The 15982-nt window shown below is 39.2% G+C and carries 18 protein-coding genes and 1 tRNA gene; 12 read left to right on the forward strand and 7 right to left on the reverse strand.

Going from position 1 to position 15982, the window contains the following annotated elements; all coding sequences use genetic code 11:
* From mreC to rodA, 4 genes are read left to right on the forward strand one after another with little or no spacing between them, the layout of a single operon-like run.
* Window positions 1-870 (forward strand): rod shape-determining protein MreC, encoded by an 870-nt coding sequence (gene mreC / locus B2X33_RS07090; protein WP_296668640.1) that lies wholly within the window; start codon window positions 1-3, stop codon window positions 868-870.
* A complete protein-coding gene (gene mreD / locus B2X33_RS07095) occupies window positions 871-1377 on the forward strand; it encodes a rod shape-determining protein MreD (protein WP_296668642.1) in 507 nt (168 codons plus the stop codon).
* Complete coding sequence (mrdA, locus tag B2X33_RS07100; protein WP_296668643.1) at window positions 1377-3275, forward strand: penicillin-binding protein 2; 1899 nt, start codon at window positions 1377-1379, stop codon at window positions 3273-3275. Before mreD ends, mrdA begins: the two co-directional genes overlap by 1 nt.
* Window positions 3276-3279: 4 nt before the next feature.
* Window positions 3280-4590 (forward strand): rod shape-determining protein RodA, encoded by a 1311-nt coding sequence (gene rodA, locus B2X33_RS07105; RefSeq protein ID WP_296668645.1) that lies wholly within the window; start codon window positions 3280-3282, stop codon window positions 4588-4590.
* Window positions 4591-4702: 112 nt separating this feature from the next.
* On the opposite strand, the gene B2X33_RS07110 is transcribed toward rodA, so the two are convergent.
* Window positions 4703-4786: transfer RNA gene (locus tag B2X33_RS07110), tRNA-Leu, on the reverse strand.
* A 311-nt stretch (window positions 4787-5097) separates the two neighbouring features.
* Between B2X33_RS07110 and rpsF the strand changes: the two genes are divergently transcribed.
* From rpsF to dnaB, 5 genes are all read left to right on the forward strand, one after another.
* The gene (gene rpsF, locus B2X33_RS07115; protein ID WP_296022606.1) at window positions 5098-5379 is read left to right on the forward strand and encodes a 30S ribosomal protein S6; all 282 of its coding nucleotides are present in this window, start codon (window positions 5098-5100) and stop codon (window positions 5377-5379) included.
* A gap of 51 nt (window positions 5380-5430) precedes the next feature.
* Window positions 5431-5922 (forward strand): single-stranded DNA-binding protein, encoded by a 492-nt coding sequence (locus tag B2X33_RS07120; protein WP_296022607.1) that lies wholly within the window; start codon window positions 5431-5433, stop codon window positions 5920-5922.
* Between the two features lie 37 nt (window positions 5923-5959).
* Window positions 5960-6280: a 30S ribosomal protein S18 gene (gene rpsR / locus B2X33_RS07125; RefSeq protein ID WP_296668648.1), complete on the forward strand. Its 321-nt coding sequence runs from the start codon at window positions 5960-5962 to the stop codon at window positions 6278-6280.
* A 70-nt stretch (window positions 6281-6350) separates the two neighbouring features.
* Window positions 6351-6884, forward strand: coding sequence for a 50S ribosomal protein L9 (gene rplI / locus B2X33_RS07130; protein WP_296668649.1), 534 nt, complete (start codon window positions 6351-6353; stop codon window positions 6882-6884).
* A gap of 196 nt (window positions 6885-7080) precedes the next feature.
* Window positions 7081-8412, forward strand: a complete 1332-nt coding sequence (gene dnaB / locus B2X33_RS07135) for a replicative DNA helicase (RefSeq protein WP_296022609.1) — start codon at window positions 7081-7083, stop codon at window positions 8410-8412.
* Between the two features lie 47 nt (window positions 8413-8459).
* Here dnaB and B2X33_RS07140 read toward each other — a convergent pair whose 3' ends face one another.
* From B2X33_RS07140 to B2X33_RS07160, 5 genes are all read right to left on the reverse strand, one after another.
* On the reverse strand, window positions 8460-8813 hold the full coding sequence (locus B2X33_RS07140) for a heavy-metal-associated domain-containing protein (protein WP_296668652.1): 354 nt from the start codon (window positions 8811-8813) through the stop codon (window positions 8460-8462).
* Entirely contained in the window at window positions 8810-8983 is a 174-nt protein-coding gene (locus tag B2X33_RS07145) for a hypothetical protein (RefSeq protein WP_296022611.1), read from the reverse strand. The genes B2X33_RS07140 and B2X33_RS07145 overlap by 4 nt, the downstream gene beginning before the upstream one ends.
* Window positions 8984-9109: 126 nt before the next feature.
* Entirely contained in the window at window positions 9110-11398 is a 2289-nt protein-coding gene (gene feoB, locus B2X33_RS07150; protein WP_296022612.1) for a ferrous iron transport protein B, read from the reverse strand.
* Between the two features lie 22 nt (window positions 11399-11420).
* Window positions 11421-11642, reverse strand: a complete 222-nt coding sequence (locus tag B2X33_RS07155; protein WP_288516532.1) for a FeoA family protein — start codon at window positions 11640-11642, stop codon at window positions 11421-11423.
* Between the two features lie 163 nt (window positions 11643-11805).
* Window positions 11806-12018, reverse strand: coding sequence for a FeoA family protein (locus tag B2X33_RS07160; protein ID WP_273065793.1), 213 nt, complete (start codon window positions 12016-12018; stop codon window positions 11806-11808).
* 246 nt (window positions 12019-12264) lie between these two features.
* On the opposite strand from B2X33_RS07160, the gene rpiB reads away from it, so the two are divergent.
* The 3 genes from rpiB to B2X33_RS07175 are packed head-to-tail and all read left to right on the forward strand — an operon-like array spanning window position 12265 to window position 14741.
* Window positions 12265-12699 (forward strand): ribose 5-phosphate isomerase B, encoded by a 435-nt coding sequence (rpiB, locus tag B2X33_RS07165; RefSeq protein ID WP_296022613.1) that lies wholly within the window; start codon window positions 12265-12267, stop codon window positions 12697-12699.
* Window positions 12700-12710: 11 nt separating this feature from the next.
* Window positions 12711-13814 carry a mannose-1-phosphate guanylyltransferase gene (locus tag B2X33_RS07170; protein WP_296022614.1) on the forward strand — a complete coding sequence of 368 codons (1104 nt, stop codon included), beginning with the start codon at window positions 12711-12713 and terminating at the stop codon, window positions 13812-13814.
* Window positions 13815-13874: 60 nt separating this feature from the next.
* Window positions 13875-14741, forward strand: coding sequence for a phosphoribosylaminoimidazolesuccinocarboxamide synthase (locus B2X33_RS07175; RefSeq protein ID WP_296668654.1), 867 nt, complete (start codon window positions 13875-13877; stop codon window positions 14739-14741).
* An 82-nt stretch (window positions 14742-14823) separates the two neighbouring features.
* Here the strand turns inward: B2X33_RS07175 and rfbB are convergent, their stop codons facing one another.
* Complete coding sequence (rfbB, locus tag B2X33_RS07180; protein WP_296668656.1) at window positions 14824-15960, reverse strand: dTDP-glucose 4,6-dehydratase; 1137 nt, start codon at window positions 15958-15960, stop codon at window positions 14824-14826.
* Window positions 15961-15982 lie beyond the last annotated feature (22 nt).

Below are 15982 nucleotides of genomic sequence, written 5' to 3' on the forward strand. Positions count from 1 at the left end.
ATGGCACGGCGTTCATTTTCTTTTAGTTTCGCAGAATTTATATTCTTGATTCTTCTCTTTCTGTCTGGATTAGCGCTTGCTTTTAGTGGCGGCGGTTTTGTATTAAATTTTCAGAGAGTTGGTTTTTCTGTGGTAACTTCACTGCAAAAAGCAGTTTACTCGGTTTGCGACGGTGTGACCGGAGTTTTTACGGCAGTTGCAGAACTCAAAAGCCTTAAAGCAGAAAATCAGGAATTAAAAGAAAAACTTAAAAATTATGAATTTTTACAGAGAAACAATACTGAAATTCGAAAGGAAAATGAGCGTCTGAGAGAACAGCTTCAATTTGCCACTCATATCGAACAGAAAAATTTTCCTGCCCAGATAATCGGACGAAATCCAGACAATATCTATTCGGGAATTACCATAAACAAGGGCAGCCGCAGCGGCATAAAAAAAGGAATGTCGGTTATTGCGGTTCAGAATGGAACGACAGGTCTTGTCGGAAAAATTGTTACCGTAGGATTGGAAACAAGCCTTGTAATGCCAGTTTATGATTCAAAATGCGTTGTTTCTTCAAGAATTCAAAATACGCGTGATATTGGACTGGTAAATGGAAGCGGAAATGCAAATTCGCCGCTGCAAATGAAATATATAAAAAAGAGGGTTCTTCCTGAACTTAATTTTGGTGATATTGTAGTTACTTCCGGCGAAACTGATAATTATGTTGCTGATATTCCTGTCGGCACGATTACAAATATTATGGTAGTTGAATACGATTCGTCTCTTAATATAGAAATTACTCCTGTCGTTGATTTTGCACGTCTTGAAACTGTCATTGTGACAGATTTAAAAGAAACAAATCCGCTGCTGGAAAGGAGGCGCCAGTAAATGAAATCTTTTGGTTTTGCCTGTCTTTTTTTTCTGGGATTCGCCCTGCTTGAAAGCGCCGTGCTTTCAAATATTTTAATTTTGCCGGCAATTCCTGATTTTATTTTGCTTTGCTCCCTTTATTTTAGCCTGAACAATGGCCGACTTTTTGGCGCATGCTCAGGTTTTGCAAGCGGTCTTTTTCTTGATTTTTTCTGTGCTGTTCCTTTTGGCTATAACTGTCTGCTCCGCACAGTTTTTGGCTATGCTGCAGGGCTTTTCAGCAAAACTTTGAATATAAACGGAATGTTTTTTCCGTTTATACTCGGCGCCTTTTCTACGTTGTTTAAAGCCTTTGTTTTATGGTTAATCGCTGTCTTTTATCCGAACGTTAACGTTAGCTACAGCATTTTTTCAATTTCGTTCGGTTTTGAACTCCTTTTTAATTCTATTTTGGCTCCTTTTGTTTTTAAGTTTTTAAATATTTTCAAAAATGGAATTCTCCTTGATTTAGAGAAGGTTCGTTAATGGACGATTTTAATAACGACTTGTTTTCCAGCTATGAAAAAAGTCTTGCTGCCTCAAAAAAAAATATCCGCATCATCATTCTTCTTCTAGGACTTGCTTTAACTTTTTTTATTTATACGGTAAAACTTTTCAGCCTTCAGGTTGTTGAAGGAAAGGCTTACAGACAGCGTTCAAGAACTATTTCAAGCCAGATAAAGACAATTTCTGCACAACGCGGCGAAATTTTTGATAGAAACGCTTCTCTTCCTTTGGTTATTAACACAGATTCTTTTGCGGTTGACCTAATTCCTGCTGAAATTCCTTCCGATTATTATGACACTGTCGTTTCAAAACTTGCAAAATACCTTGATATTCCAAAAAGCTATATCGATAAAAAAATTCCTGCACGAATGAGAAATTCCTATAAGGCGATTGAAATTCGCGTAAATGTGCCTTTTAATACAATTTCTAATATCGCAGAAAATATTACCGACCTTCCAGGAGTAAGCTGGCGTTCAAAACCAATGAGAAACTACGTTGAAACAGGTTCTATAAGCCATGTAATCGGTTATGTCGGCGATATTACAAAAGATGAATTCAATGTTATGTATAATCATGGCTATAAGGCGAATTCGATTATTGGAAAAACTGGAATTGAAAAGCAATATGACCACTATCTCCAGGGAAAAAACGGTCTTGAAAGCCGTACTGTAGATGCGCGCGGACATATTATTTCCGATATTCCAGTAATTCAACCTCCAGAACCTGGCAAAAATCTTGTTTTGACGATTGATTCGCGCATTCAAAAACTTGCAGAACAGGCGCTTGGAAAAAGAGTAGGTGCGGCAGTTGTTTTACGGCCTTCAAATGGAGAAGTCCTGGCAATGGTAAGTTATCCTTTTTATGACCAAAATCTTTTTAATTCTGATGATGCTGCCAATGAATATACAAAACTTGCGACAAGTCCGAATAATCCTCTTTTGAACCGTGCGGTAAATGCAGTTTATCCTCCTGCTTCTACTTTTAAAATAATTATGACAACTGCAATTCTGGCAGAAAAAGCGATTCCTCCAGAAAAAAAAATTGAGTGCCCTGGACGAATTGTCCATGGAAACAGAACTTTTACCTGCCACATAAAATATCCTGGACACGGCTACCTAGATTTAAAAAATGCGCTTGCCCAGTCATGCGATGTTTATTTTTGGATTGTCGGAAGGGATAATCTTGGCGTAGATAAAATTGCTTCTTATTCAAAAGAATTTGGTTTTGGAGAAAGTTTGGGTATAGACCTTCCGGCACAGTCTACAGGTTTTGTTCCAACAAGCCAGTGGAAAGAGCGCCGTTATCATGAAACATGGAAAGACGGTGATACTATGAATATGTCAATCGGACAGGGATACACTCTCGTTACTCCGATGCACGTGGCAAATATGGTTGCAATGGTTTGCAATGAGGGGAAAATTTATAAACCCCATCTCTTAAAAGAAGTGCGTGATCCTTCTACAAACGAAACAATCGAAATAATAAAGCCTGAAATTTTAAGGGAATCGAATATTGACAATGCAGTATGGAAAGAAGTTCAAAAAGATATGCGGTATATGATTACCGATGGAACTGCCCAATATCCTATGAACAACAGGCGTTTTCAGCTTGCAGGAAAAACTGGAACTGCTGAAGTTAACGGCGCTCAAAAAAACCACTGGCATTCCTGGATGGTCGCTTACGGCCCTTACGATGCGCCAGTTGAAGAGCAATATGTTGTCTCTGTACTTGTCGAAGCCGTAAATGACTGGGAATGGTGGGCTCCGTATTGCACGAACATCATTTTTCAGGGAATTCTGGCAAACCAGACTTTTGATGAGGCAATCGATACTTTAGGTTTTAGATATTTGGTAAAGACAAAGAACAGACAGGAATAATAGAATGAAGACAAGATTTTTTCAGATATTTGATTATTTTCTCTTTATCTGCGTACTTTTTCTAGTTTCACTTGGAATTATGTTCATCTATTCATCTGCGATCAATTCTGAGGGCTTTTTAGTTTCAAAAGAATATGTAAAACAGATTATCTGGGCTGGAATTGGAATCGTTCTTTTGATTTTTACAGCAATAACTGATTATAGAAGAGTTATTCGCTATGTACCGTATCTTTACGCTGGTTTTGCAATTCTTTTAATCTATACAAGAATTTTTGGACGCTATGTAAATGGCGCACGCTCCTGGATTGGTTTTGCCTCGTTTGGAATTCAGCCTTCAGAATTTTGCAAAATCATCTATATTATGTTTTTGGCATTATATCTTACAAATTCAAAATCAGAATCGCCTAGAAGAAGATTTTTTGTTTCTCTAGGAATTTTTCTTCTTCCGACAGGGCTGATTCTTTTGCAGCCAGACCTTGGAACTGCAATGGTTTACATTCCGATTTTTTTGATAATGTGCTTTGCCGCAGGGCTTCCGCTTCGCTATATTTTTTTTATATTTGCAGGCGGACTTTTGACAATAATTTTTACCGTTCTTCCGATTTATCAGACTGAAATTGCTCACATAAATTACAAACTAATCAGCGTCCTTACAAATGGAAAACTAAGTATTCTTGTTATCATTGCGTCGCTTGCAATCTGCATGATTGGAGTAACAGGCAAATTTTTCTTTCCTGAAAATAAGTATTTTTACTGGATCGCGTATTATGCGGGAATGTTCTGTGCGGCTCTGATACTTTCAAAAGTTGCAGGAAAGGTTCTAAAAGATTACCAGATAAAAAGATTGATTGTTTTTATAGATCCGGACTCTGACCCAAGAGGAGCCGGATGGAATATAATTCAGTCAAAAATAGCAATTGGCTCAGGAAACTTATTTGGACAAGGATTTTTACGCGGAACACAAAGCCATTACCGTTTTTTGCCAGAACAGAGCACGGACTTTATTTTTAGCATTTTGGCAGAAGAATTTGGTTTTGCAGGCTGCATGGCAGTTTTCATTTTATATTTTGGAATTCTCATTCGAATGGTTTACATTATGAGAGCAACAAATAACGAATTCGGATATTTTATAATTTCAGGAATTCTTGCAATGTTTTTCTTTCATTTTATTATAAATGTAGGAATGGTAATGGGAATTATGCCAATTACAGGAATTCCCCTGCTTTTTTTGTCTTACGGAGGCTCATCCCTTTGGACCGCAATGATCTGCATCGGACTCGTAATGAGCATAAAAGGACATAAATTCGAACTATAAAACTAAAAAATTGATTTATAGCAGAGCAAAAACCCTACACAGAAATGTCAGGGCTCAAAAAAAATCAGATAACTTTTGCAGAGCTTTTTACAACGGATTATAAAAAAGAATATGCCCGGGAGGGGACTTGAACCCCTATGAGATTGCTCTCACTAGGACCTGAACCTAGCGCGTCTGCCAATTCCGCCACCCGGGCAATAAACACGATATGGTTTTTATATTATGCAAAAAACTTTTTATCGTGTCAATTATCCGCTTTTGTTTTTTGTGTTTTAGGCATATTTTGGACAAGGGATTGCAAGGGTGAGCGAAGCGAAAACAAAGGTCAGCCTTTGGTCGGAGGCGAAAGCCGTAGCCCTGAAAAGCCCGTTTTTTGCGCAGCAAAAATGGCCCAGAATTGTTTACATTTTTTTTGTATTGACCAGACTGCAAAAAAAAGTTATATTTTTAGCAACCCCTTGAGACTTCGTACGAAGTTTCCATTTGACCATAAGGAGAACATACAAGATGAGAAAGTATGAACTTATGACTGTTTTCTCTACAGAAGAAGACAAATTTAAGGCAGCTTCTGATGCAGTTCGCTCAGTGCTTGCCAATTTCGGTGCAAAAATCGACAAAGAAGAGTCTTACGGTGACCGTGACTTGACTTATGTTATCGAAAAACAGAAACGCGGTCGTTTCGTTCTTTTTACAGTTAGCGCAAATCCTGCGAAAATTACAGAAATCGAAACTCAGTTCAAATTAACACATAGCCTTTTGAAGTGGCTTTTTGTAAAAATCGAAGACTAGAAAGTTATTTTCATCTAATAAACACTGTAAATAACAACCTGGAGGCATTTTATGACAGATATTAACCGAGTAGTCCTTGTTGGACGTCTTGTCCGTGACTTGGGAAATGATCAGCGTGATTTTGCTTATACTCCAAACGGTCAGGCACGCGCTAATATCAGCATTGCGGTAAACCGTAGCCGTAAACAGGGTGAACAGTGGGTTGATGAAGCAAACTTTTTCGATGTAACAATCTGGGGTAAAACTGCGGAAAACCTTAAGCCATACCTTACAAAAGGCAAGCAGATTGCCGTAGAAGGATATTTGCGTCAGGATCGTTGGGAAAAAGACGGTCAGAAATTCAGCAAGGTAGGCATTGTTGCTGACAGTGTAATGCTTCTTGGCGGAAGATCGGATAACGGCGGCACTCAGTCGTCAGGGGGGTACACTCCGAAATTCCAGCAAAATAATGGTTTTGCACAGCAGCAGTCTTATCAGCCACCTGCAGAAAGTCCTTCTTTTGGTGGAAATGGCGGCGGATATTCAGAAGATATCCCATTTTAATGTTTAATCATTAAAATCAATTTTTAGGAGACTTAATATGTCAGACGAAGTAACAACTAACGAAGTTGAACAGAAAGTAAATGTAACAGATACACAGGGCGCTTCAGACGGTCGCGAAGGCGAAGAGAAAGGCGCTCGCAGAGGTAAAAAGTTCTTCCGCAAGAAGGTTTGCCGTTTCTGTGCTAATAAAGTAAAAATAGATTACAAAGATGCAGACGGTCTTAAACGCTTTACAACAGAGCGCGGTAAGATTCTTCCTCGCCGCATTACAGGAACTTGCGCTAAACATCAGCGTGAAGTTGCGCTTGCAATCAAACGTGCTCGTGCAATTTGTCTGCTTCCATTCGTTGCAGAATAATAAAAAATAATAAAACGACGATCCAACTCCTGGTGACGCCGTTTTTTAATATCAAGAGGAGCTTGAAAAAATGAAAGTAATTCTTAATGAAGATGTTAAACATCTCGGAGAAATGGGAGATGTTAAAAATGTTGCTAACGGTTATGCACGCAACTTCCTTTTCCCACACATGTTTGCTGTTCCGTACAATGCTGATACTGTAGCATATTTTGAAGGACGCAAAGCAGAAATCGAAGCCCGCAAAGAAGCTAAAAGAAAGGATGCAGCAAGCGCAAAAGACAAGCTTGAAGCGACACTCGTTGACCTTACTGTTCCTGCAGCTGCAAACGGAAAGCTTTACGGTGCCGTTACAAGCCAGACAGTTGCTGACTTCTTAAACAAAAATGGTTTCGACATTGAGCGCAAACGCATTGAAATTCAGGGTGTTACAATTAAGAGCGTAGGACACTACACAGCATTGATTCACCTTTACGAATCTACAAACGCTGAAGTAAAAATTTCTGTAAAAGGACAGACTACAGACAGCAAACCACAGGAAGTTTCTTCTAAAAAGGAAACACCTGCAGAAACTGCTGAAGTTCCAGCAGAAGAAAAGGCTGAATAGTTTTTTACTTTCAAAATCTGAAAAGTTCAGACAGTTTGAATAAAAGGCCGGAAAATTTTCCGGCTTTTTTTGTTGATTTTTAAATATAAAAAAAAGATTAAAATGCCGTTGATTTTTCATAATTTTTCATAAAAAGATAAAAAATGCAACGACGCTATACTTCAAAAAGAAAAGCACATTTTTACAGGAGCAAATAATGGACGAACGATTAAAAGACTCGGTTCCGCCGCACAATCTTGAAGCGGAAGTTGCAACTTTGGGGGCAATGCTTCTTGACTGGACTTCGATTCAGGATGTTGTAACATTTTTGCTCCCAGAACATTTCTATTCACTTCAAAATCAGATTATTTACAGCACGCTCATAAAACTTTTTGGAAGCGGAATAACCGGAGACATTCTTACTCTCACAAACGAGCTTTCTAAAAACAATGAGCTTGAAAAAGCTGGCGGTGGAGCTTATATTGCATCCCTTACAAATGAAGTTCCTTCCGCCGCAAACATCGATTATTATGCACATGTCGTTTTGGACAGAGCAACTCGCCGAAGCCTCATAAAAATTTCTTCAGAAATCAAGGCTTCTGCGTTTGATGAATCGCGTGAAAGCCGTTCAATTCTTGAAGAAGCGGAAAAAAAGATTTTCGCCCTTACTGATATGGGACAGACGATTCAAATTCACGATATGCACGAAGTTGTCCAAAGAACATCTGAAATAATTCATCAGCATTATCACAACCACGACACTTATTCCGGAATTCCATGCGGTTTTACAAGGCTTGACAGCATGACAAGCGGTTTTCAGAAGTCTGAACTGAGCATCATCGGCGCACGTCCTTCTATGGGTAAAACGGCTATGGCACTTTCTATGATGGAAAATATTGCTATCGACCAGAAAATTCCTTGCGGCTTTTTCTCTCTTGAAATGTCGTTCGAGCAGATTGGCCAGCGCCTTCTTTCACAGGTAAGCAGAATTCCAGGACACAAAATTCGGTCGGGAATAATGAAGCTTGATGATTTGCAAAAAATAAATGATGCCGCAGGACGGGTTTTTGATTCTCCACTTTATATCGTCGACACTCCGAATATGCAGCTTTTGGATTTGCGAGCAATGGCAAGGCGAATGGTGCAGTCAAAAGGTGTAAAAATTATTTTTATTGACTACATCGGTCTTATTTCAACGCAAAATTCAGCCGCTCCTGTTTACGAGCAAGTTTCAGAAATTTCAAAATCACTAAAAAGTCTTGCCAGAGAGCTTGACATTCCTGTCGTTGCCTTATGTCAGGTTGCCCGCGACGCCGAAGGTTCCGAACCGACACTTGCGCAGCTGAGAGGCTCAGGCTCAATCGAACAAGATGCCGATGTTGTAATGTTTATTCACCGTGAACGGAAAAAGACGGAAGAGGGCGAAATAGATCCTGTTCAGGACGCAAAACTGATTATTGCAAAACAGCGTAACGGTCCAATCGGAGATGTAAACCTTCTGTTCTTGAGCTCATATACCAAATTTGAAAATAAAGCTACGGAAGAATAAAAAGGAATTTGAAAACAATTCGAAATTAGTTAGAGGCAAATTTTCTTTTAAATCACAGAATAACCGAGAGAAGTTATTATTTCCTCTATTTTTTTGTTGCCGTTTAATTTTTCTTTTGACAGAATTTTTGCAGATTTTTTCTTAAAATTTACTTTTGCATAGAATCCAGACTCGTTAAGCTTGTTTTGAATGTGGCTTGCGCAGTTTTTACACTTCATTCCATCAATTTTTATGAGCGTCGCATAAGGATAGTGTGATTTATTTTTGTCTAAAGGATTTATTTTTATTTCGGAATTTCCGCTGCTACAGCAGCTTTCGCCATTGAGCCGTTTTATAAAAGACTTTAGTCCTAGACATGCGAGTAAAATCAATAAAATTATCAGGATCGCATTTGCAATCATTTGTTTTCTCCGCAGCAGCTTTTGCATCTGCCGTCTTTAAAAGCCTTGCAAGAATAGCATCCAGCAGGAATTCCTGATTTTTTTTCTATTTTTTTTGATTTGATAATCGAATGAACAACAAAAACAATCCAAAAAGCAATGAACAAAACAATAAAAATATTTGCAATCATTTTTTTCTCCGCAAAAGTTAAAATATCTGTCCGCTTTTTTTTTGCTTTACAAATCGGCAAGTTTTTCTTCGGACAGATATTTTTAAGGCAGTCTCCAAAATTTTTCAGAAATTGCCTTTACTTATTTTAATTTTTTTTGTCCATTTCAGCATACGGATTTTTTCTGAAAAGTCCATACAGGAACATAAGAACAAAAATTATCGCAAAGACAGTTCCTGCGCCAAAATGACCTGTTGTAAAAAGATTGCCAAGCTGATAAACAATCAAAGTTACAATGTAGGCGAAGGCATTCTGGAATAAAATTGCAAACCAGAACCATTTTCGATTGCGAAGCTCATTTGCCATTGTAGAAATTGCAGCAAGACAAGGAGAATCAAGCAAATTGAACAAAAGGAAGCAGAATGCGACAAGTCCTGTCGGGAACCATTTTGCAATTGCATCAACCGCATTTTTTGCATTTCCATCTTCGCTTTCCTCAGCTTCAACTTCATCGCCAGAAATTACATCAGAAACGTTTCCTGCGCCTGCAAGAGCTTCAGTATCTTCATCACTTGCTCCAGCAAGAACGCCCATCGTTGTAACAATTCCTTCCTTTGCAGAAAAACCTGAAATTACAGAAGCGGCGCACTGCCATCCGCCTTCTTCATTTCCAAAACCAAGCGGAATAAACGCATAGCGAAGGACTCCTCCGACTTTTGCCATAATTGAATCATTTGCATCTTCAACAAGGCCAAAAACCGGCTTTTCGGCAGATTGCTGCGCAACAGTCTCATTTTCGCTTTCTTCAGTTTTTACAGACCAGCCGTAGCTTGAAAGGAACCACATTACAAGGCAGGCGAGGAAGAGAATTGTTCCGGCTTTTTTTATGAAAGACCATAATCTCTCCCAAGTATGCAAAAGAACAGTCTTTAACTGCGGAATATGATACTGAGGAAGTTCCATAATAAAAGGCGCAGCAGGACCATGAAAATATTTTGTCTTTTTAAGGATAATAGAAGCGAGCAGAACGCTTAAAATTCCAATTCCATACATAGCAGGACCAACCCACGAACCGTCAGAATTGGTAAATTTAGTCGCAATAATTGCTGCAATCATTGCGATTACAGGAAGTTTTGCGCCGCAAGGAATCCAGGTCGTAGTCATAATTGTCATTCGGCGGTCATTTTCGTTTTCGATTGTACGGCTTGCCATAATTCCAGGAATTCCACAGCCAGAACTTATAAGAAGCGGAATGAATGATTTTCCAGAAAGCCCGAATTTTCTAAAAACCCTGTCCATTACGAACGCAATCCGAACCATGTAGCCAACGTCTTCAAGAATCGAAAGCAAGATGAACAAAACCGCCATCTGAGGAACAAAACCAAGAACAGCGCCAAGTCCACCAAGAATCCCGTTAACGACACAGTCGATAAGGACAGGGTTTGCACCAGCGTTTTCAAGCAAAGTCTGAGCGCCGCCCTGAATCCATTCGCCAAACAAAACATCATTTGCCCAGTCAGTTCCCATCGTGCCGACAGTAGAAACTGCAACCCAATAAACAAACCACATTACAGCAAGGAAAATCGGAATTCCGAGAATTCTGTTTGTAACAATGCGGTCGATCTTGTCAGAAGCAGTCATTGTTTTTCCAGATTTTACAAGGACGCCTTTCAAAATCGCATTTATGCTCTCGTATCTTTCATTTGTAATGATTGATTCAATATCATCGTCATGAGACTTTTCCAAGGCGCAAGTTTCGTTTTCAGCCTTGATTTTTGACTCTTCGTCAAGTTTTAGTTTTGAAAGAATCACGCTGTCCCTTTCAAGAACTTTTATTGCCGTCCATCTGCGCGTAGATTCTTCAATTTCTGAAGGCAGGATCTCTTCAATTGCACCGATCGCCTTTTCAACCTCAGAAGAAAACCGAATTACAGCCGGCTTAGTTTTTTCAGAAGCGGCTTTTTGAGCGGCGGCAATTATTTCTTTTACGCCTTTTCCATGGAGCGCAACAGTTTCGATTACTGGACAGCCAAGTTTTTCAGAAAGTTTTGCCGCATCAATCTTATCTCCTGACTTTTTTAGGGCATCAACCATGTTGAGCGCCATTACGACAGGTTTTCCAAGCTCCATAATCTGAGTTGTAAGATAAAGGTTTCTTTCAATATTTGTCGAATCAACAATATCGATTACGGCAGCAGGCTCGCTTGAAGCCAGATAATCGCGCGAAACTACTTCTTCATTTGTGTATGGCGAAAGCGAATATATTCCCGGAAGGTCAGTCACAATCAAATCGCTTTTGCCTTTTACCTTTCCTTCTTTTTTTTCAACAGTTACTCCAGGCCAGTTTCCAACATACTGAACAGTTCCAGTAAGGGAATTAAACATTGTCGTTTTTCCGCAGTTTGGATTTCCTGCAAGTGCAATTTTAGTACTCATTTTACTATCCTTATTTTGATTTTTATTCAACTTCAATATTTTGCGCATCGTCTTTGCGCACAGAAAGTTCATATCCGCGGATTGTAACTTCCACAGGATCTCCAAGCGGAGCAACTTTTCTTACAAAAACTTTACAGCCTTTCGTAAAACCCATGTCCATAAGGCGGCGTTTTAAGGCTCCTTCACCGTCAAGTTTTGTAACTGTCACGGTAGAACCAACCTCGGCGTCTCTTAAAGTACTCATTTTTTCCTCCTATAAAAATTCAATGAGAAAATATCTACTTCCGATTTTTTTCGGGCGGCTTTTTGCCTTGCAAAAACCGGGCTATCCGTGGCTACGGCGTCTAACGCGCCTGCGGTGCTCCGCACACGCTTTGCGTCCACTCCTATCCCTGCCGCATTTTCTGTTATTTAATCAGAATTTTTGCAGCCATACTTTTGTCAATCGCAAGCCTGACTTCCTTGACCTTAACAATCAAACCGGTTGCAATTTTCTGAATCACTGTAATCTTCGAGCCTTCAGAAAATCCCATGTCAGCCAAATGCTGTTTTACAGCCTGAGTGCCAGTGATCGAGGCAACAGAAACTTCATCTCCGATTGAAGCAAAAAGCAACGGCATAATAAAACCTCCGGCTAAGAATAGTTAGCAAGATTGTAATCTAAATAATAAACACTAACTCTTATTAACCATTGCTAACAATAATAAGTTTTATGTTTTTTTGTCAATATATTTTCCTTTTTTTTAGATATTTTTTTTTATCATTCATTCTGACACTACAAGAACATTGCTCTGCTGACAAAAAACGCAATTTATGCTAAAGTTTTCGTCATAATTCAATCAAATTTCATTTTACAGGAATGAACAATGTCTAAAACTATAGCAATCGGTGCCGACCATGCAGGCTATTTGTACAAGGCCCGCTTAATCGAACATTTAAAATCAAAAGGATTTGAAGTAATCAATGTTGGAACTGACACTGGAGACAGCGTCGACTATCCGGTTTTTGCAGAAAAAGTAGGCGACTTAGTCGATTCAAATCAGGCTTACTGCGGAATTTTAATCTGCGGAACAGGAATCGGAATGAGCATGGCTTCTAACAAGCACAAAGGAATCCGTGCAGCTTTGTGCACTGACCTTGTAATGGCAGAATACACACGCCGCCACAACAATGCAAATGTGCTGTGCATGGGCGCAAGAATCATCGCCTACGAAATGGCGGAAATGATTGCCGATAAATTTCTCGAAACAGAATTTGAAGGCGGCCGTCACCAAAGAAGAATCGACCTTTTTGACAAATAACGAAGGCTAAAATGATTACAGATGTTATTATCATGGCCGGTGGTTTTGGAGAACGTTTGTGGCCGGCTTCTAGTCCAACTCATCCAAAACAATTTATGGCCTTAAACGACAATATTTCTTTTTTGCAGGAAAGTTTAATACGCGCGCTCGCATTAAAAATTTCTGGGAAAATCGTAGTCGTTACCAGGAAAGATATTGAAAATGAATGTACTCTGCAGATAAAAAAACTGGCAGATCGTTCAGAAGAAATGGACGCAAGAAAACTTCTTGCAGAATCAATAGTCCTGGCAGAACCTGCGCCAAAGCACACTTCAGCGGCAATCATGCTTGGTGTAAGTTTAATAAACAAACTTGAACCAGATTCTTCCCACACTTTTCTTGTGCTTACAAGCGATCACGTAATCACTCCAGTAAGCCAGTTTGCAAAAGACTGTAAAAATGCGGCCAACGCAGCCGAAAAAGGCAAATTTGTCTGCTTTGCAATTGCGCCAACACAGCCAGCGACAGGTTACGGCTACATAAAGGCCGGAAAAGACTTAACTGGCGAAAACCACACTTTTAAAATCGAAAATTTTAAAGAAAAACCTGACGAAGAAACCGCAAAACAATATTTTGAGTCGGGCAATTATTTTTGGAATTCGGGAATGTTTGCCTTTGAAGGAAAAATGTTCCTGAACGAAATGCTTTCGTGCACTCCAAAAATAAGCAATGCCTTTGAAGCCGTTACAAAAGGCAAAAAACCTTCTCTAAAGCAGGTTAATGGAGTTTATGTAATAAAAAACTGGCCGGAAATGGAAATCACTTATCAAGACGTTCCATCAATTGCCGTTGACAAGGCTATTGCCGAAAAATCTGAGAATGCAGCGGTCGTAAAAGCTACATTCAAGTGGACAGACGTTGGCAGCTGGGACACTTTCAGTGAACTTTGCACAAATCCTTTGAACAACAAAGTCGTTCAGGTTGAATGTGCAAACAATTTTGTTTATTCAGATATTCCAGTAAGCTTATGCGGAGTTAAGGACTTAATTGTCGTTGCAAAAAACGGAAAGCTTCTCGTCATGAAAAAAGGCGAAAGTTCGCTTGTTCGCTCGGCAGTAAAGGCAATTGAGCAGTAGCTGCGCAAAAATTGCGGTTCAATTTTAGAAAATATTTATTCATATAAAATGAGGTAAGATATGAAAAAGATTATCAGTGGAAAAGTTCGTGAAGTTTACGATCTTGAAGACGGCCGTATGGTTATCGTTACAACGGACAGAATTTCAGCATTTGATGTAATTCTTCCTACAATGATTACAGACAAGGGCAAGGTATTAAATGCTCTTTCTAACTTTTGGTTTGACTTTACAAAAGATATTGTAAAAAACCATATGATTTCTTCAGATTTAAAGGATATGCCGAAAGAATTCAACAGCCCGGAATTTGAAGGACGCACAATCCTCGTAAAAAAACTCAAGATGATTCCTTACGAAGTAATTGTCCGCGGCTACATGTTCGGTTCTATGTACGAGGCCTACAAAAAGGGCGAACCATTTCTTGGCCACAGTTTTGACAAAGAGTACAAACAGGCAGAAAAACTTGACGAGCCGATTGTAACTCCATCAACAAAAGCCGCCGAAGGCCACGATATAAACGTGACAATCGATTACATGAAAAAAGATCTTGATGAAAAGTTTCCCGGAAAAGACCTTGGAAGCAAAATCGAAAAAACAGCACTTGCAATTTACAAAAAATGTTATGAACATGCGCTCAAAAACGGGATCATAATTGCAGACACAAAATTTGAATTCGGTCTTGACGAGAACGGAGAGCTTGTTCTTGGCGATGAAGTTTTGACTCCAGATTCAAGCCGCTTCTGGAATGCAGAAACTTACAAAGCAGGAACAAGTCCTGCAAGCTACGACAAGCAGTTTATCCGCGACTGGCTCAAAGAAAACAACCTTGCCGGTGATCCGACGATAAAAAGCGTTCCAGCAGAAGTTGTTGCAGAAACTTCAAAGCTCTATCACGAATGTGTAAAAAAAATCACTGGAAAAGACCTGTAACTTTTTCAAATCAGATTAAAGAATAAAAAAGGCTGTCTTTATGAAGTTGTTTCCATAAGACAGCCTTTTGTTTTATTCAGATTTATCTTTTTGAATAGTTTTTTTCTACCCAGTTAAGATATTCTCCTGAAAGAATATGGTTAATCCAAGCTTTATTGTTCAGGTTCCATTTTACAGTCAGCAAAAGTCCCTGCTCAAAAGACATTTTTCTTTCCCAGCCGAGTTCAGTTTTTATTTTTGTACAATCGATTGCATAACGCTGGTCATGTCCAGGTCTGTCTTTTACGTGAGTAATGGTGTTTTTTATGTCAGATTCGCTCATGCCGGTTTCTTTAGCTGTAAGCTCGATAAGCTTGTCGAGAAGCGTAATATTCTGCCATTCATTTTCGCCGCCGATATTGTATTTTTCGCCTGTTTTTCCATTATTCAAAATGAGCCAAACTGCGCGGTTGTGATCTTCAACATAAATCCAGTCGCGGATATTTTTTCCTTCGCCATAGACAGGAAGATTTTTCTTTTCCTGCATATTTAAAATCATCAGCGGAATAAGTTTTTCCGGGAACTGATACGGACCGTAATTGTTTGTACAGTTTGAAAGAGTAATTGGAAGCCCGTAAGTGTGATAATACGCCATTACAAGATGGTCGCTCGAAGCTTTGCTTGAAGAATAAGGTGAACGGGGATCATAAGCAGTTTTTTCTGTAAAATATCCCGTAGGCCCCAAAGAACCGTAAACTTCATCAGTAGAAATATGGTGGAACAGAACATCGTCGCGAGGATTGTCGAGGCTTACTCCCCAGTAGCTGCGGGCAACATCCAAAAGAGTATAAGTACCGAATATGTTCGTTTTTATAAAAGTTTCAGGTCCCAAAATCGAGCGGTCTACATGGCTTTCTGCCGCAAAATGAACAACTGTATCAATATCATACTGCTTAAAAATTCTTTCGATCTCGCTTCTATCACAGATGTTTACTTTTTCAAAAAAATAACGGCGTTTTGAAGGATCTTTTTCGCCTGAACCAAAAGTTTTGTCAATGTCTTCTAGAGTTTCTCCATTTCCTGCGTAAGTAAGGCAGTCAACGTTGATTATTCTTCCTGAAAAATTTGCATCTTCAAAGGCCTTCTCGCCGCTTGTTGATTTTCCAAAAAGATAATGAATAAAGTTTGAACCGATAAAGCCGGCTCCGCCTGTAACAAGCACATTCTTAAGTTTTCTCATATTTTTCTCCCATAAAAAGTCA

The organism is Treponema sp. UBA785, from assembly GCF_002297065.1.
Lineage (GTDB): Bacteria > Spirochaetota > Spirochaetia > Treponematales > Treponemataceae > Treponema_D.

Coding starts and splice junctions, on each gene's coding strand:
- mreC (WP_296668640.1), top strand. CDS start 1: ATGGCACGGCGTTCATTTTCTTTTAGTTTCGCAGAATTTATATTCTTG.
- mreD (WP_296668642.1), top strand. CDS start 871: ATGAAATCTTTTGGTTTTGCCTGTCTTTTTTTTCTGGGATTCGCCCTG.
- mrdA (WP_296668643.1), top strand. CDS start 1,377: ATGGACGATTTTAATAACGACTTGTTTTCCAGCTATGAAAAAAGTCTT.
- rodA (WP_296668645.1), top strand. CDS start 3,280: ATGAAGACAAGATTTTTTCAGATATTTGATTATTTTCTCTTTATCTGC.
- rpsF (WP_296022606.1), top strand. CDS start 5,098: ATGAGAAAGTATGAACTTATGACTGTTTTCTCTACAGAAGAAGACAAA.
- B2X33_RS07120 (WP_296022607.1), top strand. CDS start 5,431: ATGACAGATATTAACCGAGTAGTCCTTGTTGGACGTCTTGTCCGTGAC.
- rpsR (WP_296668648.1), top strand. CDS start 5,960: ATGTCAGACGAAGTAACAACTAACGAAGTTGAACAGAAAGTAAATGTA.
- rplI (WP_296668649.1), top strand. CDS start 6,351: ATGAAAGTAATTCTTAATGAAGATGTTAAACATCTCGGAGAAATGGGA.
- dnaB (WP_296022609.1), top strand. CDS start 7,081: ATGGACGAACGATTAAAAGACTCGGTTCCGCCGCACAATCTTGAAGCG.
- B2X33_RS07140 (WP_296668652.1), bottom strand. CDS start 8,813: ATGATTGCAAATGCGATCCTGATAATTTTATTGATTTTACTCGCATGT.
- B2X33_RS07145 (WP_296022611.1), bottom strand. CDS start 8,983: ATGATTGCAAATATTTTTATTGTTTTGTTCATTGCTTTTTGGATTGTT.
- feoB (WP_296022612.1), bottom strand. CDS start 11,398: ATGAGTACTAAAATTGCACTTGCAGGAAATCCAAACTGCGGAAAAACG.
- B2X33_RS07155 (WP_288516532.1), bottom strand. CDS start 11,642: ATGAGTACTTTAAGAGACGCCGAGGTTGGTTCTACCGTGACAGTTACA.
- B2X33_RS07160 (WP_273065793.1), bottom strand. CDS start 12,018: ATGCCGTTGCTTTTTGCTTCAATCGGAGATGAAGTTTCTGTTGCCTCG.
- rpiB (WP_296022613.1), top strand. CDS start 12,265: ATGTCTAAAACTATAGCAATCGGTGCCGACCATGCAGGCTATTTGTAC.
- B2X33_RS07170 (WP_296022614.1), top strand. CDS start 12,711: ATGATTACAGATGTTATTATCATGGCCGGTGGTTTTGGAGAACGTTTG.
- B2X33_RS07175 (WP_296668654.1), top strand. CDS start 13,875: ATGAAAAAGATTATCAGTGGAAAAGTTCGTGAAGTTTACGATCTTGAA.
- rfbB (WP_296668656.1), bottom strand. CDS start 15,960: ATGAGAAAACTTAAGAATGTGCTTGTTACAGGCGGAGCCGGCTTTATC.